Here is a 15,489-nt window from a genome sequence, read left to right on the forward strand (position 1 = left end):
CCGGCGTCCCCCGGGCCCACCCGGTCCGGCGGGTCAGGTCGGCCGTCCCGGTCGGCACTCGGCCACATGCTGCCACGGGTCGCTGGTGACGACGACGGCCGCCCGGCCGTGACCAGCGAGAGGGGGTGCCCGCAGTGGACAGCGACCTCTTCTCCGGTCGGCGAGCCGAGCGCTTCGCGCAACTCCTCGACGAGGCCAACGGCGGACGCCGACACCACGTCCGGTCCCGCGCCGACGGCGAACTCACCGCGCTCGTGGGAGTGACCCGTCGGCTCACCGTCGAGCGGCCCACCGTCGAGGTCGACGCCGACTTCCGCACCGGCCTGCGCGCGATGCTGGTGGCCACCGCCGAACGGGAGGGCGTCCCCGCCACCACCGACGCCGGCGCCGGCGGGCTCGGCGCGCTGCTACCCGCCATCACCGGCCGCCGGGCGCGGGCCCGGGGCGCGATCCTGGTCGGCGTGGCCGCCGGCGCGATCGCCCTCTCCGGCATCTCCGCCGCCAGCGAGAACGCGCTGCCCGGCGACGCGCTGTACGGCATGAAGCGCTCCACCGAACGCGCCCAGCTCGCCCTGGCCAGCTCGGACATCAGCCGCGGTCAGCTCTTCCTCGACTTCGCCCGGACCCGGCTCGACGAGGCCGCCACGGTCCGCGACGACCGGCTCGGCTTCAGCGCCGTCCTGGACGACATGGACGCAGACACCCGCCAGGGCGTACGCCTGCTGACCACGGTGGCCGCGCAACGCGCCGACCCGACCGCGCTGGACGCCGTGGACACGTTCCTCGCCGGTCAGCGCCGGGTGGTCAGCGGCCTGCTCGCCCGGCCCGACCACGCCGACCGGGACCGCACCCGCCGCTCGCTGGCCCTGCTCGACGCCGCCGGCCGACGCGCCGACGCGCTGCGCGAGACGATCGCCTGCGGGCTGCCCGCGCCGACCGCCAGCGACACGCTCGGGCCGGCGCCGGCCACCTGCCCCGGCGAACGCTGAGCGCGCGGCCACACTTCCCCCGACGGACACCCGACCGTCACGAGACGCCGGATACGGTGGACGCGGCACGCGTACCAGGGTCGTCGAGGGAGGGAGGTCGCGGTGACCGGGTCCCGCAAGGTGACGGTCAGCACCGACGTCCACGGGCACACCGCCGGTTGGGCGGAGACCCCGGCGGCACCCGCGACCACGATCGCGCCGGACCCGACGGCCGCCGCGTTCTTCGACGTGGACAACACGATGATGCAGGGCGCGTCGATCTACTGGTTCGCCCGCGGGCTGGCCGCCCGGAACTACTTCACCGCCGGTGACCTGGCCCGGTTCGCCTGGCAGCAGGCCCGGTTCCGGCTGCTCGCCACCGAGCACGCCGGGACCATGTCCCAGGCGAAGGAGGCCGCGCTCGCCTTCGTGCCTGGCTGGCGGGTCGACGACGTGGAGCGGCTCACCGAGGAGATCTTCGACGAGCTGATGGCGCCGCGCATCTGGGCCGGCACCCGCCGGCTGGCCCAGCGTCACCTCGACGCGGGCGAGCGGGTCTGGCTGGTCAGCGCCGCCCCGGTGGAGATCGGCCGGGTGATCGCGGCCCGACTCGGCCTGACCGGCGCGATCGGCACGGTGGCCGAGGTGGTCGACGGGGCGTACACCGGCCGGCTGGTCGGCGATCTGATGCACGGGCCGGCGAAGGCGGAGGCGGTCACCCAGCTCGCCGCCGTGGAAGGGCTGGACCTGACCCGCTGCGCGGCCTACAGCGACTCCGCCAACGATCTGCCGATGCTGTCCGCGGTGGGCCGCGCGGTCGCGGTCAACCCCGACCCGGCGCTGTCGCGGCGGGCCCGGGAGCGGGGCTGGGAGGTCCGTGACTTCCGCACCGGCCGTCGGGCCGTCCGCATCGCCGTGCCCTCGACCGCCGCCGCCGGGCTGCTCGCCGGCGCGGTGACCGCCGGGCTGGCCCTGCACCGCCGCCGCCAGCGCGCCTGACCCGGCGCTCAGGGGCCGAACGGGTCCGGACGGCGTTCGAGCAGCTTGTGCAGCGTCTGCTGGATGGTCTCCCGCACCTGGTCGGCGAGGTTGAACACGACAAGCGGGTCGTCCGCGGAGTCCCGCAGGTGCGCGGTCGGGATCGGCGGGCAGAACTCGATCAGCCACTTGCTCGGCAGCGGCACCATGCCCAGCGGGCCCAGCCAGGGGAACGTCGGCGTCACCGGGAAGTACGGCAGCTTGAGCAGCCGGGCGAGCGGCTTGATGTCGGCGAGCATCGGATAGATCTCCTCGCCGCCGACGATGGCCACCGGCACGATCGGCGTGCCGGTGCGCAGCGCGGCGGAGACGAAGCCGCCCCGGCCGAAGCGCTGGAGCTTGTAGCGGTCGGAGTAGAGCTTGCCGATGCCCTTGAAGCCCTCCGGGAACACGCCGACCAGCTCGCCGTTGCCGAGCAGCCGTTCGGCGTCCGGGTTGCAGGCGACCGTGCCACCGGTCTTGCGGGCCAGCTCGGACACCACGGGCATCCGGAAGACCAGGTCGGCGCCGAGCAGGCGAAGGTAGCGGTGGCTCGGATGCCGGTCGTGCAGCGCCGCGGAGAGGATCAGCGCGTCCAGCGCCACGGTGCCGGAGTGGTTGCCCACCACCAGGCCGGCGCCCTCGGCCGGCACGTGCTCCAGGCCGCCGACCTCGGTGCGGAACCAGTCCCGGTAGAGCACCCGGACCAACGGGTGGAAGACCGCGTCGGTGAGGTCCGGGTCGAAGCCGAACTCGTCCACCTCGTAGTCCCCGGCGAGCCGGCGGCGCAGGAACGCGAGCCCTCGCGCGACCCGGCGGTCCCACTGGTCGCCGGGCCGGTCCCCCACCGCCGGCCCGGACGGGCCGGTCCCGGGGGTGGCGCTCTCCGCCGTCGCCTGCCTCGCCACTGCCTTCTTCGCGACCGCCTTCTTCGCCACGGCCTTCTTCGCCACGGTCTTCTTCGCGACCGGGCGGGTGGTCGGCTCGTCGGCGGAGGTGTCCGGCTCGTCGGCCGGCTCCGGGGGCGCGGGCGGTCGGGCGGCCGGCGCGGTGACCGGCCGGTGCCCGTTGCGCCGCGCCGGCTCCGCGTCCGGCCCGGGCCCGGTCGGGGGTATGTCGAAGCGGGCGTCCCACCGCTCCGGTGTGCTGCTCACGAGCGCTCCCGAACGGTCGAGCGGACCTGCCGGATGCTCTCCAGCACCAGTTGCTCGGCCGCGGCGAGCTGGTCGCGGGTCACCACCACCCCGCCGTGGTGGGCGCGGACGAAGTCGTCGAAGGCGGCGGCGGTCGAGCGGGGGGTGAAGCCGAACTCACGCTCCAGCCGGGTGGTGTCCACCACCCGACCGTGCACGAAGAGGTCGACCTGGTCCAGGCCGTACCGGCCGAAGCCCAGGGTGCGGGCGACCGCGGCCACCCCGGCCAGGCCCGGCTCCAGCACCGGCACGGCCACCCGGCCGGCCCGGCGGATGGCCTGCGAGAGCGACAGCACGCCCGGACCGGCCACGTTGAACGTCCCCGGGTGCTCCTCGGCGACCGACCGGTGCAGCACCGTCAGCGCGTCGTCGATGTGCAGGAACTGGAGGCGCGGGTCGCGGCCGAAGATGGTGGGCACCACCGGCTGCGCGAAGTAGCGGGTGAGCGTGGTGTCGGCCGTGTAGCCGATGAACGGCGCGAAGCGCAGCACGGTGGCGGTGACGTCGGGCCGGCGACGGCGGAAGCCGCGAACGTACCCCTCGATGTCGAGGATGTCGCGGCCGAACCCGCCACGCGGCACCTCGCGCGGCTCGGTCTCCTCGGTGAAGACGGCCGGGTCGCGGAACGACACCCCGTACGCGGCGGTCGACGAGCGGACCACCAGCCGGCGCAGGCGCGGCGCGCGCTGGGCGGCAGCGAGCAGCTGCATGGTGCCGATGACGTTCTGTTCCTTCATCGCCGCCCGACCGCCGTGCTGCGGGTCGGGCGCGGTGACCAGCGCCAGATGCGCCACGGCGTCGACGTCGAGGTCGATCAGGAGACCGCCGAGCGAGTCGAGGTCGAGCCGGACCAGCTCGACGTCGGAGAGCAGGTCGGCCAGCTCGGGGTTCGGCGGGGCCGGGTCGACGCCGATGACCCGCTCGATGCGTGGGTCGGCGGCGAGCCGGGCGGCGAGGTTGGCGCCGAGGAACCGGCCGACCCCGGTGACGACGACGACCCCCGGGGCACCGGAGGTGCCACCGGGGGTCATGTCGTGCGCCTTGCGCGGCAGGCAGGATCGAGCCGGAACGTCCGCGGCCTGATCACCTGAGCCTCCGAGGGTCGACAGTTGGCAAGTGGTGCCGGTGCCGGGTCAGCGCCCGGCCCCGGTCACTTGCCGAGACGGCGACGCTGGACGCGGGTCTTGCGCAGCAGCTTGCGGTGCTTCTTCTTAGCCATGCGCTTGCGGCGCTTCTTGACCACCGAGCCCATACGACAGCCTTTCGATGCAACGTGCGGGGCGGACCGGGAGGCACCACCAACGCGGTGGCACCCTGCCCGCTTGCGGACAACGGACCGGACCAGCGTGGTGGGCCGGGCACACCAGGAGCGATCACGGTCGGGCTCCAGGGTAGCCGGAGTGCGTCAGCAGGACCAACGCGCCCCCGTCGATGCCCCTTTTCGTCGCACTCGGCTGGCGTCGCCGAGGCTCAGGCGGACTCCTGGAACGCGCCTCGGAGATATTCGTGCACGGCGTGCTCGGGCACCCGGAACGATCGACCGACCCGCACCGCGGTCAGCTCACCACTGTGCACGAGACGGTAGACCGTCATCTTGGAGACCCGCATGACCGTTGCCACCTCGGCGACGGTCAGGAACCTGACATCCGACAGCCGTGCGTCGGACTGCGACCCGGCCATGGCTCACCGACCCATTCCCGTGCCCGGCGCGTGCCACCGGGCAGGTGCTCCCGCCTCGACGAGCGACGCGCGTGTAATGAGTACGGTAGCGGGACGGCTGTGACCTGCGCGATCCCTTCCGTCCTTTGATCATGGCCGGGCGGGCGTCCGCCGGGGCTTTTTCGCCCGGACGGGTGGCGCGTCCGGATCGCCTACTCGGCGCGCAACGCCACCACCGGATCGAGCCGGCCGGCCCGCTGCGCCGGCACCACGCCGAACACGATGCCCACCGCCGCCGAGACGCCGAACGCCAGCGCCAGCGACCACCAGGTGATCGCCGCCGGGATCGGGGAGAACGCGTCGACCAGCAGCGCGGTGCCCACCCCGAGCGCCATCCCGGTCAGGCCACCGATCGAGGTGAGCAGCACCGCCTCCAGCAGGAACTGCACGCCGATGTCCCGGGGCCGGGCACCGACCGCCTTGCGCAGGCCGATCTCGCGGGTGCGCTCGCGTACCGAGACCAGCATGATGTTGGAGACGCCGACGCCGCCGACCAGCAGCGAGATGCCGGCGATCGCGGCCAGCACGCCGGTGAGCACGCCCAGGATGTCGCCGAGCACGCCGAGGATCTGCTGCTGGGTGACGGCGCTGAACTCGGTGTCCGGGTGCCGGCGGGACAGCTCCGCGACGATCCGCTCGCCGAGCTGGTCGATCCGCTCCCGGTCCGGCGCCTTGACCGCGATGCCGTCGATCCGCTGGGTGCCCCACAGCCGCTGCGCGGCGGTCACCGGGACGTGCACCTCGTCGTCCCGGTCCACGCCGAGGCTCTGCCCGAGCGGGGCGAAGACGCCGATCACCCGGAACCGTACGCCGGCCAGCGTGACCTGCTGGCCGAGCGGATCACGGTCGGGGAAGAGCGACCGGGCCACCGACGCGCCGAGCACCGCCACCCGGCGGCTGGTGTCCACGTCGGCCCCGGACAGGTAGCGGCCCCGGGCCAGCGACCGGGTGAACACCGACGGGGTGGTCTCCAGCACGCCCTGCACGGTGGTGAAGTCGGACCGGTTGCCGGCCCGCGCGGTCGCGCCGGAGGCCACCGTCACGGCCACCCGGCCGGGATCGCCGACCACCCGGGAGACGGCGTCGACGTCCTTGAGGTCCAGCGGCGACACCACCGGCGCGGTGCCCACCTCGATCTTTCCGGGCACCACCAGCAGCAGGTTCGAGCCGAGCCCCTCGACCTGCTGCTCTACCTGCCGCTTCGTGCCGGTGCCGATGGCCACCAGGATCACCACCGAGGCGACCCCGATGATCACGCCGAGCATGGTCAGCAGGCTGCGCATCCGGTTGGCGCGCAGCGCGTCCAGCGCCACCCGCCACGCCTCGGCCACCCTCACCGGGCCGCCCCGTCGCCGGCACGCGGAAGGCGTCCGGTGGCTCCGGTGGCGCCACCGGAGCCACCGGACGGGTGCCCCGGGCCGCTTCCGGACGCGGACCGGGGCTCCGCGCTGGGAGCGGGACCCAGTGTCGCAGGTCCGTCCGGGTCGTCCGACCCCGGTCGATCATGAGCGGTGTCGGACCGGATCAGCCCGTCCCGGACCGCGATCCGCCGACGTGCGCGGGCCGCCACCTCCTGGTCGTGCGTCACCATCACCAGCGCCACCCCGGACTCCGCGTTCAACCGCTCCAGCAGCTCCAGCACCGCCTCGCCGGTGACGCTGTCCAGGTTGCCGGTGGGCTCGTCGGCGAGCAGCACCGCCGGCTCGGTGACCAGCGCCCGGGCGATCGCCACCCGCTGCTGCTCGCCCCCGGAGAGCTGGTTCGGCCGGTGGTGCAGCCGGTGCCCCAGCCCGACCCGGCCGAGCATCGCCGCCGCCCGTTCCCGCCGCTGCCGCGCCCCGACGCCCCGGTAGACGAGCGGCAGCGCCACGTTGTCCACCGCGGACGTCCGGGCCAGCAGGTGGAACGCCTGGAAGACGAAGCCGATCGTCTCGTTGCGCAGCGTCGCCAGCTCCGGCGCGGTCAGCGTGGCCACGTCCCGGCCACCGATCACCAACCGACCGCCGGTGGGCCGGTCCAGCCCGCCCAGCAGGTGCATCAGCGTGGACTTGCCGGAGCCGGACGGCCCGATCACCGCCACGTACTCGCCCTGGTCGATGGTGAGCGACACACCGCGCAGCGCGGACACCGACACCCCGTCCAGCTCGTACGCGCGGGAGACGTCGACCGCCTCGACCGCGGCGACGGTCACGGCAGCTCCTGACCGTCGCGCACCTGGTCGGCGCCGCGCACCACGACCCGGTCGCCGGCCCGCACCCCGTCGACGATCTGCACCAGATCCTGGCCCTGCACGCCGACGGTCACCGGCACCCGGTCCGCCCGGCCGCCCCGCAGCACCCAGACCGCGTCCCGCCCGTCGGCGGAGAAGACCGCCGAGGCCGGCACCGCCACCGCGTCCGTCGCCTCCCGGACCCGGAGCCGGACCACCGCGTTCATGCCCGGACGGGGCGCCGGGGCGGCCTCCTCGCCGAGCCGGCCGGCGCCCAGGTCGAGCCGGACCCGGTAGGTGACACCGCCCCGCGCCGAGCTGGTGGGCAGCACGTCGACCGAACGGACCGTCGCCTCGTACGTCGCGCCGGTCACCGCGTCCAGCTCGACCGAGGCGGGCACCCCGGCGCGGACCAGCAGCACGTCCGTCTCGTCCACCTCGGCGAGCAGGCCCAAGCGGCCGATGTCCACCACGGTGAGCACCGGCGTGCCGGCGGTGACCCGGCCACCGGCCGGCACCGCGTCGTCGACCCCGGCCGGCGGGCCACCACCCGACCCGGCCGCGCCCAACGCCGACGGGTCGAGGCCGGGCACCCCCGCGCCGCCGGCCGCGCCGAGCAACCCGGCCAGGTCGGTAGGCGTCGCCGCGCGGGTGCCGCCCGGCTGCACCACGCCGGCGATCGGGGCGCGCAGCGTCAACGCGTCGACGGTCGCCTTCGCCAGGTCGTACGCCTGCTGGGCCTGGAGGCGCTGCGCGGCCGACAACGCGCCGACGGCGCTGTTCAGGCCCGCCACACCGCGCTGCACGGCGGCGACCGCGCGGTCGGCGGCGCGGGCGGCCGACGCGTACTGCCGCTGCGCGGACTCGACCTGGAGCAGCAGCGCGGCCCGGGCCTGCGGGTCGCCGACCTTGCCGGCGGCGGCCCGCGCGGCGGCGAACGCCTCGTCGGCGGCCCGGTCGGTGCCACGCCGGTTGCCGCCCAGGTCGCCGACGCCGACCCCCCGGCCGGCCCGCTTCGCGGCGCGCAGCGCGTCCCGCGCCCGGGCGAGGCGCTCCCGCGCGGACGGCGAGTCGATCACCGCGAGCACCTGGCCCCGGGTGACCCGCTGTCCGGGCTGGACCTTCAGGGCGGCCACCGTGCCGTCGGCGGGGGCGGTGAGCGTCGCCGCGGCCCGCGCGGTGACGGTGGCCGGCGCATCGATCACCTCGGTGACCGGCGCGCGCCCCACGGCGGCGACGCTGACCGCGGGGGTGTCGTCGCCGCACCTGGCGGCGGTGGTGCCGGTCAGCGCGACGGCGGCGAGAAGGGCGGTGACGAGACGGGGGCGGCGGGCCGCGGGCAGCCGCGGCGAGGGGGTGCGGGCCACCCGGCCCATGCTACGACCCGTCGACCGGTGTCGACGCCTCGGCGCGTCGGGCCGCCGCTCAGCCGGCGGCCGACCGGACGTAGGCGACGCAGTCGTCGTGCAGCGCCGGCCACGGATCGCCGAACACCTCGTCGGCGGCCTCGTCCGGGGCGCGGCGCTGGTGCACCACGGCCCGGAAGAAGTCCAGCACCCGCTGCTCGCCGTACCTGTCGACCAGGTGGCGCACCGCCAGGTACCCGACGCCGTAGGCGCCGCCGACCCGGTCGTCGGTCGCGTCGTCGGCCGGCGCCACCGCGTCCAGCCGGCCGGACCACCCGCCCCGGAGCAGCTTGTGCACCTCGGCCAGCCCCTCGTAGCGGTCCGCCGGCTGGCCGTCCGTGCCGGCGTACTCGGCCAGCCCCTCCACCAGCCACCAGTCCGCGCGGTCCGCGTAGCCCTGGTCGGGCAGCGAGGCGGCGTGCGTCAACTCGTGCCGGAGCAGGTCGTCGACGCCGGCCGGGGCGAGGCTCTGCGCGTTGAGCACGACGTCGTGGCGGCCACCGCCGACACCCACCGCGTAACCGGCGGTCCACTTCGGCCGGCCACCGCCGTACCAGCGCTGCCACTCGGCCCGACCGGCGTAGTAGACCAGGTACCGGTCGGGCGGCGGGCCGACCGCGTACCGGTCGGCGGCCCGGGCGGCGGCCTCGGCGCGGGCGAGCAGGCCGGGCAGCTTGGCCCGCTGGGCCGGCGTGGTGGCCACCAGCGCCCGCTTGCCGACCGCCACAGCCAGGTCGTCCACCTCCCACGGGCGTACGCCGGTCGGGTCCGTCCGGGACGGCTCCACCGCCACCAGCCGTGGCTCCTCCCCCACCAGCCGCCACCGGGTGCCCAGCTCCGCCGTGCTCGGCGCGCAACCCGGCACCACGAAGCAGTAGCCCACCGTCACGGCCAGCCGCCACTGACCGGGCTGCCCGTCCACCGCCACCGGCACCCGTTCGGTGCCGGGCCGCCACGTCGTGACCCGGAGCGCCCGCAGCGCCGCGTACCGCCGGGTGAGCGCCGGCCGCGCGCTCGGCTCCGCCACGGCGAGGAAGCCGGCCTTGTCGCCGCGCAGCAGCGCGCTGCCCTGCCGGTCGAGCTGCGCGACCATCCGCGCGGCGAGTTGCCGCTCGGCCGCCGTACCGGGCGCCTCCCGGCCCGCCGTCTGCTGGCCGGCCGCGTCCGGCGCGAGCTGCCGCAGGAGTACGCCGGGCACCGCGCCCGCGACCAGCCCCAGGGCCAGCCCGAGCACGGTCCAGAGCGGCCACCGCCGCCGCGTCCCGGTCGCCAGGGCCGGGGCGGGCTCGACGGGTACGACGGCCGCCTGCCCCGCCGTCGGGGTGAGCGGGGCGGGCGGGGCGACGTCCGGCCCGCCCGCACCCGACGCCGCCCCGGTCGTCGTTGACGCGGTCGTCGTTGGCGCGGTGATCGTTGGCGCGGTGATCGTTGGCACCGTCGGTGCCGGCCCGGTCGGCGCTGTGTCGGGCGACTCCGGGGCTACCGGTGCCGGGGCAGGCGCTGCCGTGTCCGGCGACTCCAGCACGGCTGATGCCGTGTCAGGCGGTGCCGCGCCCGGCGACTCCGGCGCGGTTGACGCCGAGGCAGGGATGGTCGGGGCAGGCGGTGCCGTGTCCGGCGACTCCGGCGCGGTTGACGCCGGGGCGGTGGGGGTCGGGGCGGTGGGGGTCGGGACGGCGGGGGTCGGGACGGCGGGGGTCGGGATCAGGTCCGCGGCGGCCGGCTTCGCGGCGGCACCGACGGGGTTCGGCACAGGCAGGGCCGCCGTCACGGCGGGGCCGGATGCGTTCGCCTCGGAGGTCACGGCGGTGCTCGCGTCGGCGCCGCCCTCCGCGCTCGACTCGGGCACAGCAGCGCTCGGCTCGGGCACAGCCGCGCTCGGCCCTGCGGTCACCGCTGGCGAGCCGGACGCGGCCGGTCGGGATGCGGCCGGGTCCGGCGGGGACGGGGTCGCCGGGGACGGGTCGTCCGTCGGGGTCTGCGCTGCCGGGGCCGGGCGCGGCACCGCCTCGTCGACAACGGTGCCAGGGTGCTGCCCCGCGTCGTCGTTCCCGACGTACGACTCGTCGCCGTCGGCTGCCCGGCCGGGAGGCTCCTCGTCGCCGTCGGTCACCGGCGAAGGGTACGACCAATCGGGCGTTCCGGGAAAGAGTCCTGCAAGTAATCCCTTCGTGCCCGCCCCGCACCAGATCCCGGCAGCGGGCCGGACATCGCGTCCGGGCTGGATTCACCGAGATCTTGGTACCGATCCGCCCCGCCGAGGGCGTCCTCGTACCAAGATCCGCCGCACCGGGCGGGAAGCGCGGTCAGATGGGGTTGCCGGCGCGGGTCAGGAGCGTTTTGGTGAGGGACCAGAACAGCACCAGCGCCGCGCCGGCAACGGGGTGGCCGGTCAGGGCCAGCAGCGTCCCGCCGGCCAGGAAGCACGCAGCCTGGACGCCGAGCTTGACCGGGGCGGGCAGCGGCACGGTGGCGCGGGGCGAGCAGAGCAGCCCCCAGACCAGGGCCAGGACCAGCGGCGCGCCCAGGCCGGCGAGCAGCCGCACCGGCCGACCCGCGTCGAGCGTGAAGCCCCAGAAGCCGGCCGCGGCCAGCAGCGCCAACTCCAGCAGGAAGATGCCGACCAGCAGCGCGGCCGTCACCGGGACCGCCAGCCGCGGTACGCGAGGTCGAGCCCGTCGATCATCCGGTCGAACGAGCGGTCGACGTCCCGGGGCAGCCCGAAGCCGCCCGCCGCCTCCAGCGTGACGAACCCGTGCACGGTGGCCCGGAACATCCGGGTGGCGTCGACGGCGGCGTCCCCGTCGATGCCGTACCCGCGCAGGATCGCGAAGATCGCGTCGACCGCGCGTTCGGCGGCGGCCCGGTGCTCGGGGTCGGTGGGGTCGGGCGCGCGCTGGGTGGCCGGGTAGCGGCCGGGGTGCCGCCGGGCGTACCCCCGGTAGGCGGTGGCGACCGCGCGCAGCGCGTCGTCGCCGGCCCGACCCGCGGCGGCGCTGGTCAGCACGTCGGCGATCTCGGTGGTGGCGAGCACGGCGAGCTTCTGGTGCAGCGCGTCCACGCCCCGCACGTGCTTGTAGAGGCTGGGCAGCGCGACGCCGAGCCGGCCGGCGAGCGCGGCCAGGGTGAGCCGGTCGTGGCCGACCTCGTCGGCCAGCACGGCGGCCTCCCGGACCACCGTCGCCGGGGTCAGGCCGGCCCTAGGCACGCGCGGTCACCGCCAGGAACTCGACCAGGTCGGCGGCGGTGGCGTCGGGCTGGTCGGCGTGCGGGTAGTGGCCGGAGTCGGCGATCATGCGCGCCTCGGCGACGGCGAACTGCCGGCGGGCGGCCCGCGCCTCGGCGCCGGGGTCGGGGAAGTCCGGGTCCTTCGTGCCCATCAGCACCAGCACCGGCTGCCGCACCTCGCGGGCCCGCGCGGTCCAGTGCGGGTCGACCGGCGCGACCACGCCGCGCACCGCGTCCATCCGGCCGCGCAGCCTGGCGACCAGTTCCTTCCGGTACGCGGCGTCGTCGGCCGGCCGCCCGCAGGGGAAGAGCGTGCGGTGGAACATCCCGAACAGCCGTGGACTGCGCAGCACGGCGGCCTGGAGCGCGCGCATCACCGGGTTCGGCTTCGGCTGGCTCACGAACGGGCTGATCTGCACGATGCCACCGACCAGCTCCGGTGCGTCGGCGGCGGCGAAGACCACGGCCGCACCGCTGGACGAGCTGCCGACAAGCGTGGCCGGCCCGCCGTCCAGCTCGCGCACCACGGCGAGCAGGTCGCCGCCGACCTCGGCCGGGGCGTACGTGGGCCAGTGCGGGCTGGAGTCGCCGTGCCCGCGGACGTCGATCGACGCGATCCGGTAGCCAGCGGCCACCAGCAGCGGCACCAGGTGGCGGAACGCCGCCCGGTTCTCCCCCATGCCGTGCGCGAGCACCACCAGCGGCCCCGCACCGTGCACCTCGTAGGCGATCGTCCCGCCGTCGCGCACCACCTGGCTAACTGTCATAGCCCTAAGGCTAATGGCATTAGCTTCACGCGTCAACGCTTGACCTCAACCCGACCTGAGGTCGGACGATCACCGACATGCCGATCTCCGCCGACACCCACGTACGCCTGGCGCGGCCCAGCCGCGACCTGGCCGCAGCCGTCCGGTTCTGGGCCGACGGCCTGGGCCTGGACGTGCTCTACCGGGGCGCGCCCGACGGGCCGGGCGAGCACGACCTGGTGATGCTCGGCCTCCCCGGCGCGGCCTGGCACCTGGAACTGGTGGGCGGCGCGACGCTGACCGTCGAACCCCGGCCCACCGAGGAGGACCTGTTCGTGCTCTACCTCGACGGCCCGGTGGAGGACGGCCTGGTGACGAGACTGGAACGGGCCGGCGGGACCAGGGTCTCCGCCGGCCCGTACTGGGACAGGTGGGGGATCACGTTCGCCGACCCGGACGGCTACCGCCTCGTGCTCTGCACCCGGACCTGGTCGAACGACTGACTCACTTCTTCGACATCACCGCACGGCCGAAGAACGCCAGGTTGGCCGGGCGCTCGGCCAGTCGGCGCATCAGGTAGCCGTACCACTGGTCGCCGTAGGGGACGTAGGTGCGCACCGTGTAGCCCTCGCCGACCAGGCGCTGCTGCTCCTCCGGGCGGATGCCGTAGAGCATCTGGAACTCGAAGCGGCCCGGGTCGCGGTCGAACCAGCGCGCCCGGTCCTCGCCGATCGCGATCAGGCGCGGGTCGTGGGTGGCGAGCATCGGATAGCCGTCGCCCGCCATCAGCACGTTCATGCAGCGCACGTACGACTTGTCCACCTCGCGGGCGGACTGGTACGCCACCGACTCCGGCTCCTTGTACGCGCCCTTGCACAACCGCACCCGGGAACCGGCGGCGGCCAGCTCGCGGCAGTCCGACTCGGTCCGCCGCAGGTACGCCTGGAGCACCGCGCCGGTCGACGGGTGGTCCTTGCGGAGCTTCGCCAGCACGTCCAGCGTCGAGTCGGTGGTGGTGTGGTCCTCCATGTCCAACGTGACGGTGGTGCCGGCCGCGTCGGCCGCCACGCAGATCTGCCGCGCGTTGTCGTACGCGAACTGCTCGTCGAACGCCTGGCCGAGCGCGGACAGCTTCACGCTGACCTCGGCGGCCGGGGTGAGGCCGGCGGCGCCGAGCAGGCGCAGCAGGGTGAGGTATTCGTCCCGGGTGGCGTTCGCCTGCTCCGGGGTGGTGGTGTCCTCGCCCAGGTAGTCGAGGGTGACCGCTTGGCCGTCACCGACGAGTGCGCGGGTCGCGCGCAACGCGTCGTCGGTGCCGGCGCCGGCGACGAACCGGCGGACGACGTCCCGGGTGAACGGGGCCGTCGCGACGAGCCGCTCCACCTGGGATGACCGGGAGGCGGCGAGGATGACGGAACGGAGCATGAGCCGAGCGTAACGCCCACCCCCACACCCGCGCCGGGCACGTGCAAGGCCGGGCCCCCTGTTATCGCCGGGCGATAACAGGGGGCCCCGCCAATCACACCGACTGGCGACGATCAGCTACAACGTTCACGTGGAACGACACCCCCGCCGCCGGCTCCGCTCCGCCACCGTGCAGCTCGGTGCGCTGACCGCGCTGGCGCTCGCGCTCTCCGGCTGCAACAACGGCTACGACGACGACGATGACGACTGCGCCCTCGGGCCGGCCGGCGGGGGCGGTGACACCGTCGCGGTGGCGCTGCGGGTCCCCGCGCCGGCCGCCGCGCGCGGCGACGTCGCCCCGACCACCGCCGCGCTGCCCGACCGCGGCGGCTTCGGCACCTTCCTCGCCTCCTGCGGCGGCTGACGTGCGCCGCGAGGCCAGCACGCCGCGCCCCGACTGGGACGACACCATCCGGGCCCAGGGCCTGGTGTACGTCGACACCGAGCTGCCCGACGGCGAGATCATGTCGTACTGGGACGAGACCGCGGCGTACGCGTTCACGCTGGACGAGGTGCTCCGGCTGGAGGAGGCGACCGAGGAGCTGCACCGGATGTCGGTGGCCGCCGCCGAGCACGTGGTGGCCCGCCGCCGCCACGCCGAGTTCGGCATCCCGGAGTGGGCCGCCGAGGCGGTCGCCCGCTCGCTGCGGGAGGCCCCGCCGACGCTCTACGGCCGCTTCGACCTCGCCTACGACGGCAGCTGGCCGCCGAAGATGCTGGAGTACAACGCGGACACCCCGACCGCGCTGGTCGAGGCCAGCATCGTGCAGTGGTACTGGCTGGAGCACACCCACCCGGACGCGGACCAGTGGAACAGCCTGCACGAACGGCTGGTCGGCGCGTGGGCCAAGATCGGCGCCGGGCTGCACGACCCGCGCGTGCACGTCCTCTGGTCGAACGAGGAGGAGTCGGGCGAGGACCAGATCACCGCCGGCTACCTCGCCGAGACGGCCCGCCAGGCGGGGCTGGACGTGACGCTCATGCCGATCCAGCGGGTCGGCTGGGACGGGCGGCGCTTCGTCGACGCCGACGACCGGCCGATCACCACCTGCTTCAAGCTCTACCCCTGGGAGTGGATGCTCGCCGAGCCGTACGGGCCGCCGGCGCTGGACCCGGGCACGCCGACCACCTGGATCGAGCCGGCCTGGAAGCTGCTGCTGTCGAACAAGGCGCTGCTGGCCGTGCTCTGGGAGCTGTACCCCGGGCACGAGCTGCTGCTGCCGGCATACCTGGACTCGCCACGCGGGATGTCCGAGTACGTGGCCAAGCCGTTGCTCGGCCGCGAGGGCGGATCGGTACGCATCGTGACCGGCGACACCGAGATCACCAACCCGGGGATCTACGGCGACGAGGGCTTCTGCTTCCAGGAGTTCCGCGCGTTGCCCCAGTTCGACGGCAACCACACAGTGCTCGGAAGCTGGGTCGTGGACGGCGGGTCGGCCGGCGTGGGCGTACGCGAAAGCGAGAGCCTCATCACAGACGGTTACGCGCGGTTTCTGCCCCACTACATCGACGCGCCGCGTCCGCGCTGAGTCGTCT

At 75.1% G+C, this 15,489-nt stretch carries 17 protein-coding genes; 5 read left to right on the forward strand and 12 right to left on the reverse strand.

Features of this window, described 5'->3' with window-relative positions; translation table 11 throughout:
• Positions 1-134: 134 nt before the first annotated feature.
• Both ACZ6O5_RS05340 and ACZ6O5_RS05345 read left to right on the forward strand, forming a co-directional pair.
• On the forward strand, positions 135-989 hold the full coding sequence (locus ACZ6O5_RS05340) for a DUF5667 domain-containing protein (RefSeq protein WP_465974548.1): 855 nt from the start codon (positions 135-137) through the stop codon (positions 987-989).
• 102 nt (positions 990-1,091) lie between these two features.
• Positions 1,092-1,967 carry an HAD family hydrolase gene (locus tag ACZ6O5_RS05345; protein ID WP_465974549.1) on the forward strand — a complete coding sequence of 292 codons (876 nt, stop codon included), beginning with the start codon at positions 1,092-1,094 and terminating at the stop codon, positions 1,965-1,967.
• Between the two features lie 8 nt (positions 1,968-1,975).
• Here ACZ6O5_RS05345 and ACZ6O5_RS05350 read toward each other — a convergent pair whose 3' ends face one another.
• The 11 genes from ACZ6O5_RS05350 to ACZ6O5_RS05400 all read right to left on the reverse strand — a co-directional run bounded on the left by ACZ6O5_RS05350 (position 1,976) and on the right by ACZ6O5_RS05400 (position 12,507).
• Positions 1,976-2,833, reverse strand: a complete 858-nt coding sequence (locus tag ACZ6O5_RS05350; RefSeq protein WP_281938619.1) for a lysophospholipid acyltransferase family protein — start codon at positions 2,831-2,833, stop codon at positions 1,976-1,978.
• Between the two features lie 302 nt (positions 2,834-3,135).
• On the reverse strand, positions 3,136-4,209 hold the full coding sequence (locus ACZ6O5_RS05355) for an NAD-dependent epimerase/dehydratase family protein (RefSeq protein WP_281938308.1): 1,074 nt from the start codon (positions 4,207-4,209) through the stop codon (positions 3,136-3,138).
• 119 nt (positions 4,210-4,328) lie between these two features.
• On the reverse strand, positions 4,329-4,430 hold the full coding sequence (locus ACZ6O5_RS05360) for a 30S ribosomal protein bS22 (RefSeq protein WP_007465623.1): 102 nt from the start codon (positions 4,428-4,430) through the stop codon (positions 4,329-4,331).
• A gap of 218 nt (positions 4,431-4,648) precedes the next feature.
• The gene (locus ACZ6O5_RS05365; protein ID WP_013288759.1) at positions 4,649-4,858 is read right to left on the reverse strand and encodes a helix-turn-helix domain-containing protein; all 210 of its coding nucleotides are present in this window, start codon (positions 4,856-4,858) and stop codon (positions 4,649-4,651) included.
• A 191-nt stretch (positions 4,859-5,049) separates the two neighbouring features.
• Complete coding sequence (locus ACZ6O5_RS05370; RefSeq protein ID WP_465974550.1) at positions 5,050-6,234, reverse strand: ABC transporter permease; 1,185 nt, start codon at positions 6,232-6,234, stop codon at positions 5,050-5,052.
• The gene (locus ACZ6O5_RS05375) at positions 6,231-7,088 is read right to left on the reverse strand and encodes an ABC transporter ATP-binding protein (RefSeq protein WP_465974551.1); all 858 of its coding nucleotides are present in this window, start codon (positions 7,086-7,088) and stop codon (positions 6,231-6,233) included. Before ACZ6O5_RS05375 ends, ACZ6O5_RS05370 begins: the two co-directional genes overlap by 4 nt.
• Complete coding sequence (locus tag ACZ6O5_RS05380; RefSeq protein WP_465974552.1) at positions 7,085-8,482, reverse strand: efflux RND transporter periplasmic adaptor subunit; 1,398 nt, start codon at positions 8,480-8,482, stop codon at positions 7,085-7,087. Before ACZ6O5_RS05380 ends, ACZ6O5_RS05375 begins: the two co-directional genes overlap by 4 nt.
• Positions 8,483-8,531: 49 nt before the next feature.
• Positions 8,532-9,947, reverse strand: coding sequence for a hypothetical protein (locus ACZ6O5_RS05385; protein WP_465974553.1), 1,416 nt, complete (start codon positions 9,945-9,947; stop codon positions 8,532-8,534).
• Between the two features lie 871 nt (positions 9,948-10,818).
• Positions 10,819-11,154, reverse strand: coding sequence for a YrdB family protein (locus ACZ6O5_RS05390; protein WP_465974554.1), 336 nt, complete (start codon positions 11,152-11,154; stop codon positions 10,819-10,821).
• Positions 11,151-11,720, reverse strand: coding sequence for a TetR/AcrR family transcriptional regulator (locus tag ACZ6O5_RS05395; RefSeq protein WP_465974555.1), 570 nt, complete (start codon positions 11,718-11,720; stop codon positions 11,151-11,153). The genes ACZ6O5_RS05390 and ACZ6O5_RS05395 overlap by 4 nt, the downstream gene beginning before the upstream one ends.
• Positions 11,713-12,507 (reverse strand): alpha/beta fold hydrolase, encoded by a 795-nt coding sequence (locus tag ACZ6O5_RS05400; protein ID WP_465974556.1) that lies wholly within the window; start codon positions 12,505-12,507, stop codon positions 11,713-11,715. The genes ACZ6O5_RS05395 and ACZ6O5_RS05400 overlap by 8 nt, the downstream gene beginning before the upstream one ends.
• A gap of 77 nt (positions 12,508-12,584) precedes the next feature.
• Here ACZ6O5_RS05400 and ACZ6O5_RS05405 point away from each other — a divergent pair, with 77 nt between their 5' ends.
• Positions 12,585-12,989, forward strand: a complete 405-nt coding sequence (locus ACZ6O5_RS05405; protein ID WP_425791576.1) for a VOC family protein — start codon at positions 12,585-12,587, stop codon at positions 12,987-12,989.
• Between the two features lies 1 nt (position 12,990).
• On the opposite strand, the gene ACZ6O5_RS05410 is transcribed toward ACZ6O5_RS05405, so the two are convergent.
• Positions 12,991-13,911 (reverse strand): proline dehydrogenase family protein, encoded by a 921-nt coding sequence (locus tag ACZ6O5_RS05410; RefSeq protein ID WP_343444890.1) that lies wholly within the window; start codon positions 13,909-13,911, stop codon positions 12,991-12,993.
• A 130-nt stretch (positions 13,912-14,041) separates the two neighbouring features.
• Here ACZ6O5_RS05410 and ACZ6O5_RS05415 point away from each other — a divergent pair, with 130 nt between their 5' ends.
• Positions 14,042-14,314: a hypothetical protein gene (locus ACZ6O5_RS05415; protein WP_405091354.1), complete on the forward strand. Its 273-nt coding sequence runs from the start codon at positions 14,042-14,044 to the stop codon at positions 14,312-14,314.
• Position 14,315: 1 nt separating this feature from the next.
• Positions 14,316-15,482 carry a glutathionylspermidine synthase family protein gene (locus ACZ6O5_RS05420; RefSeq protein ID WP_465974557.1) on the forward strand — a complete coding sequence of 389 codons (1,167 nt, stop codon included), beginning with the start codon at positions 14,316-14,318 and terminating at the stop codon, positions 15,480-15,482.
• The last annotated feature ends 7 nt before the right edge of the window (positions 15,483-15,489 follow it).

Source organism: Micromonospora sp. NPDC049201, assembly GCF_055586805.1.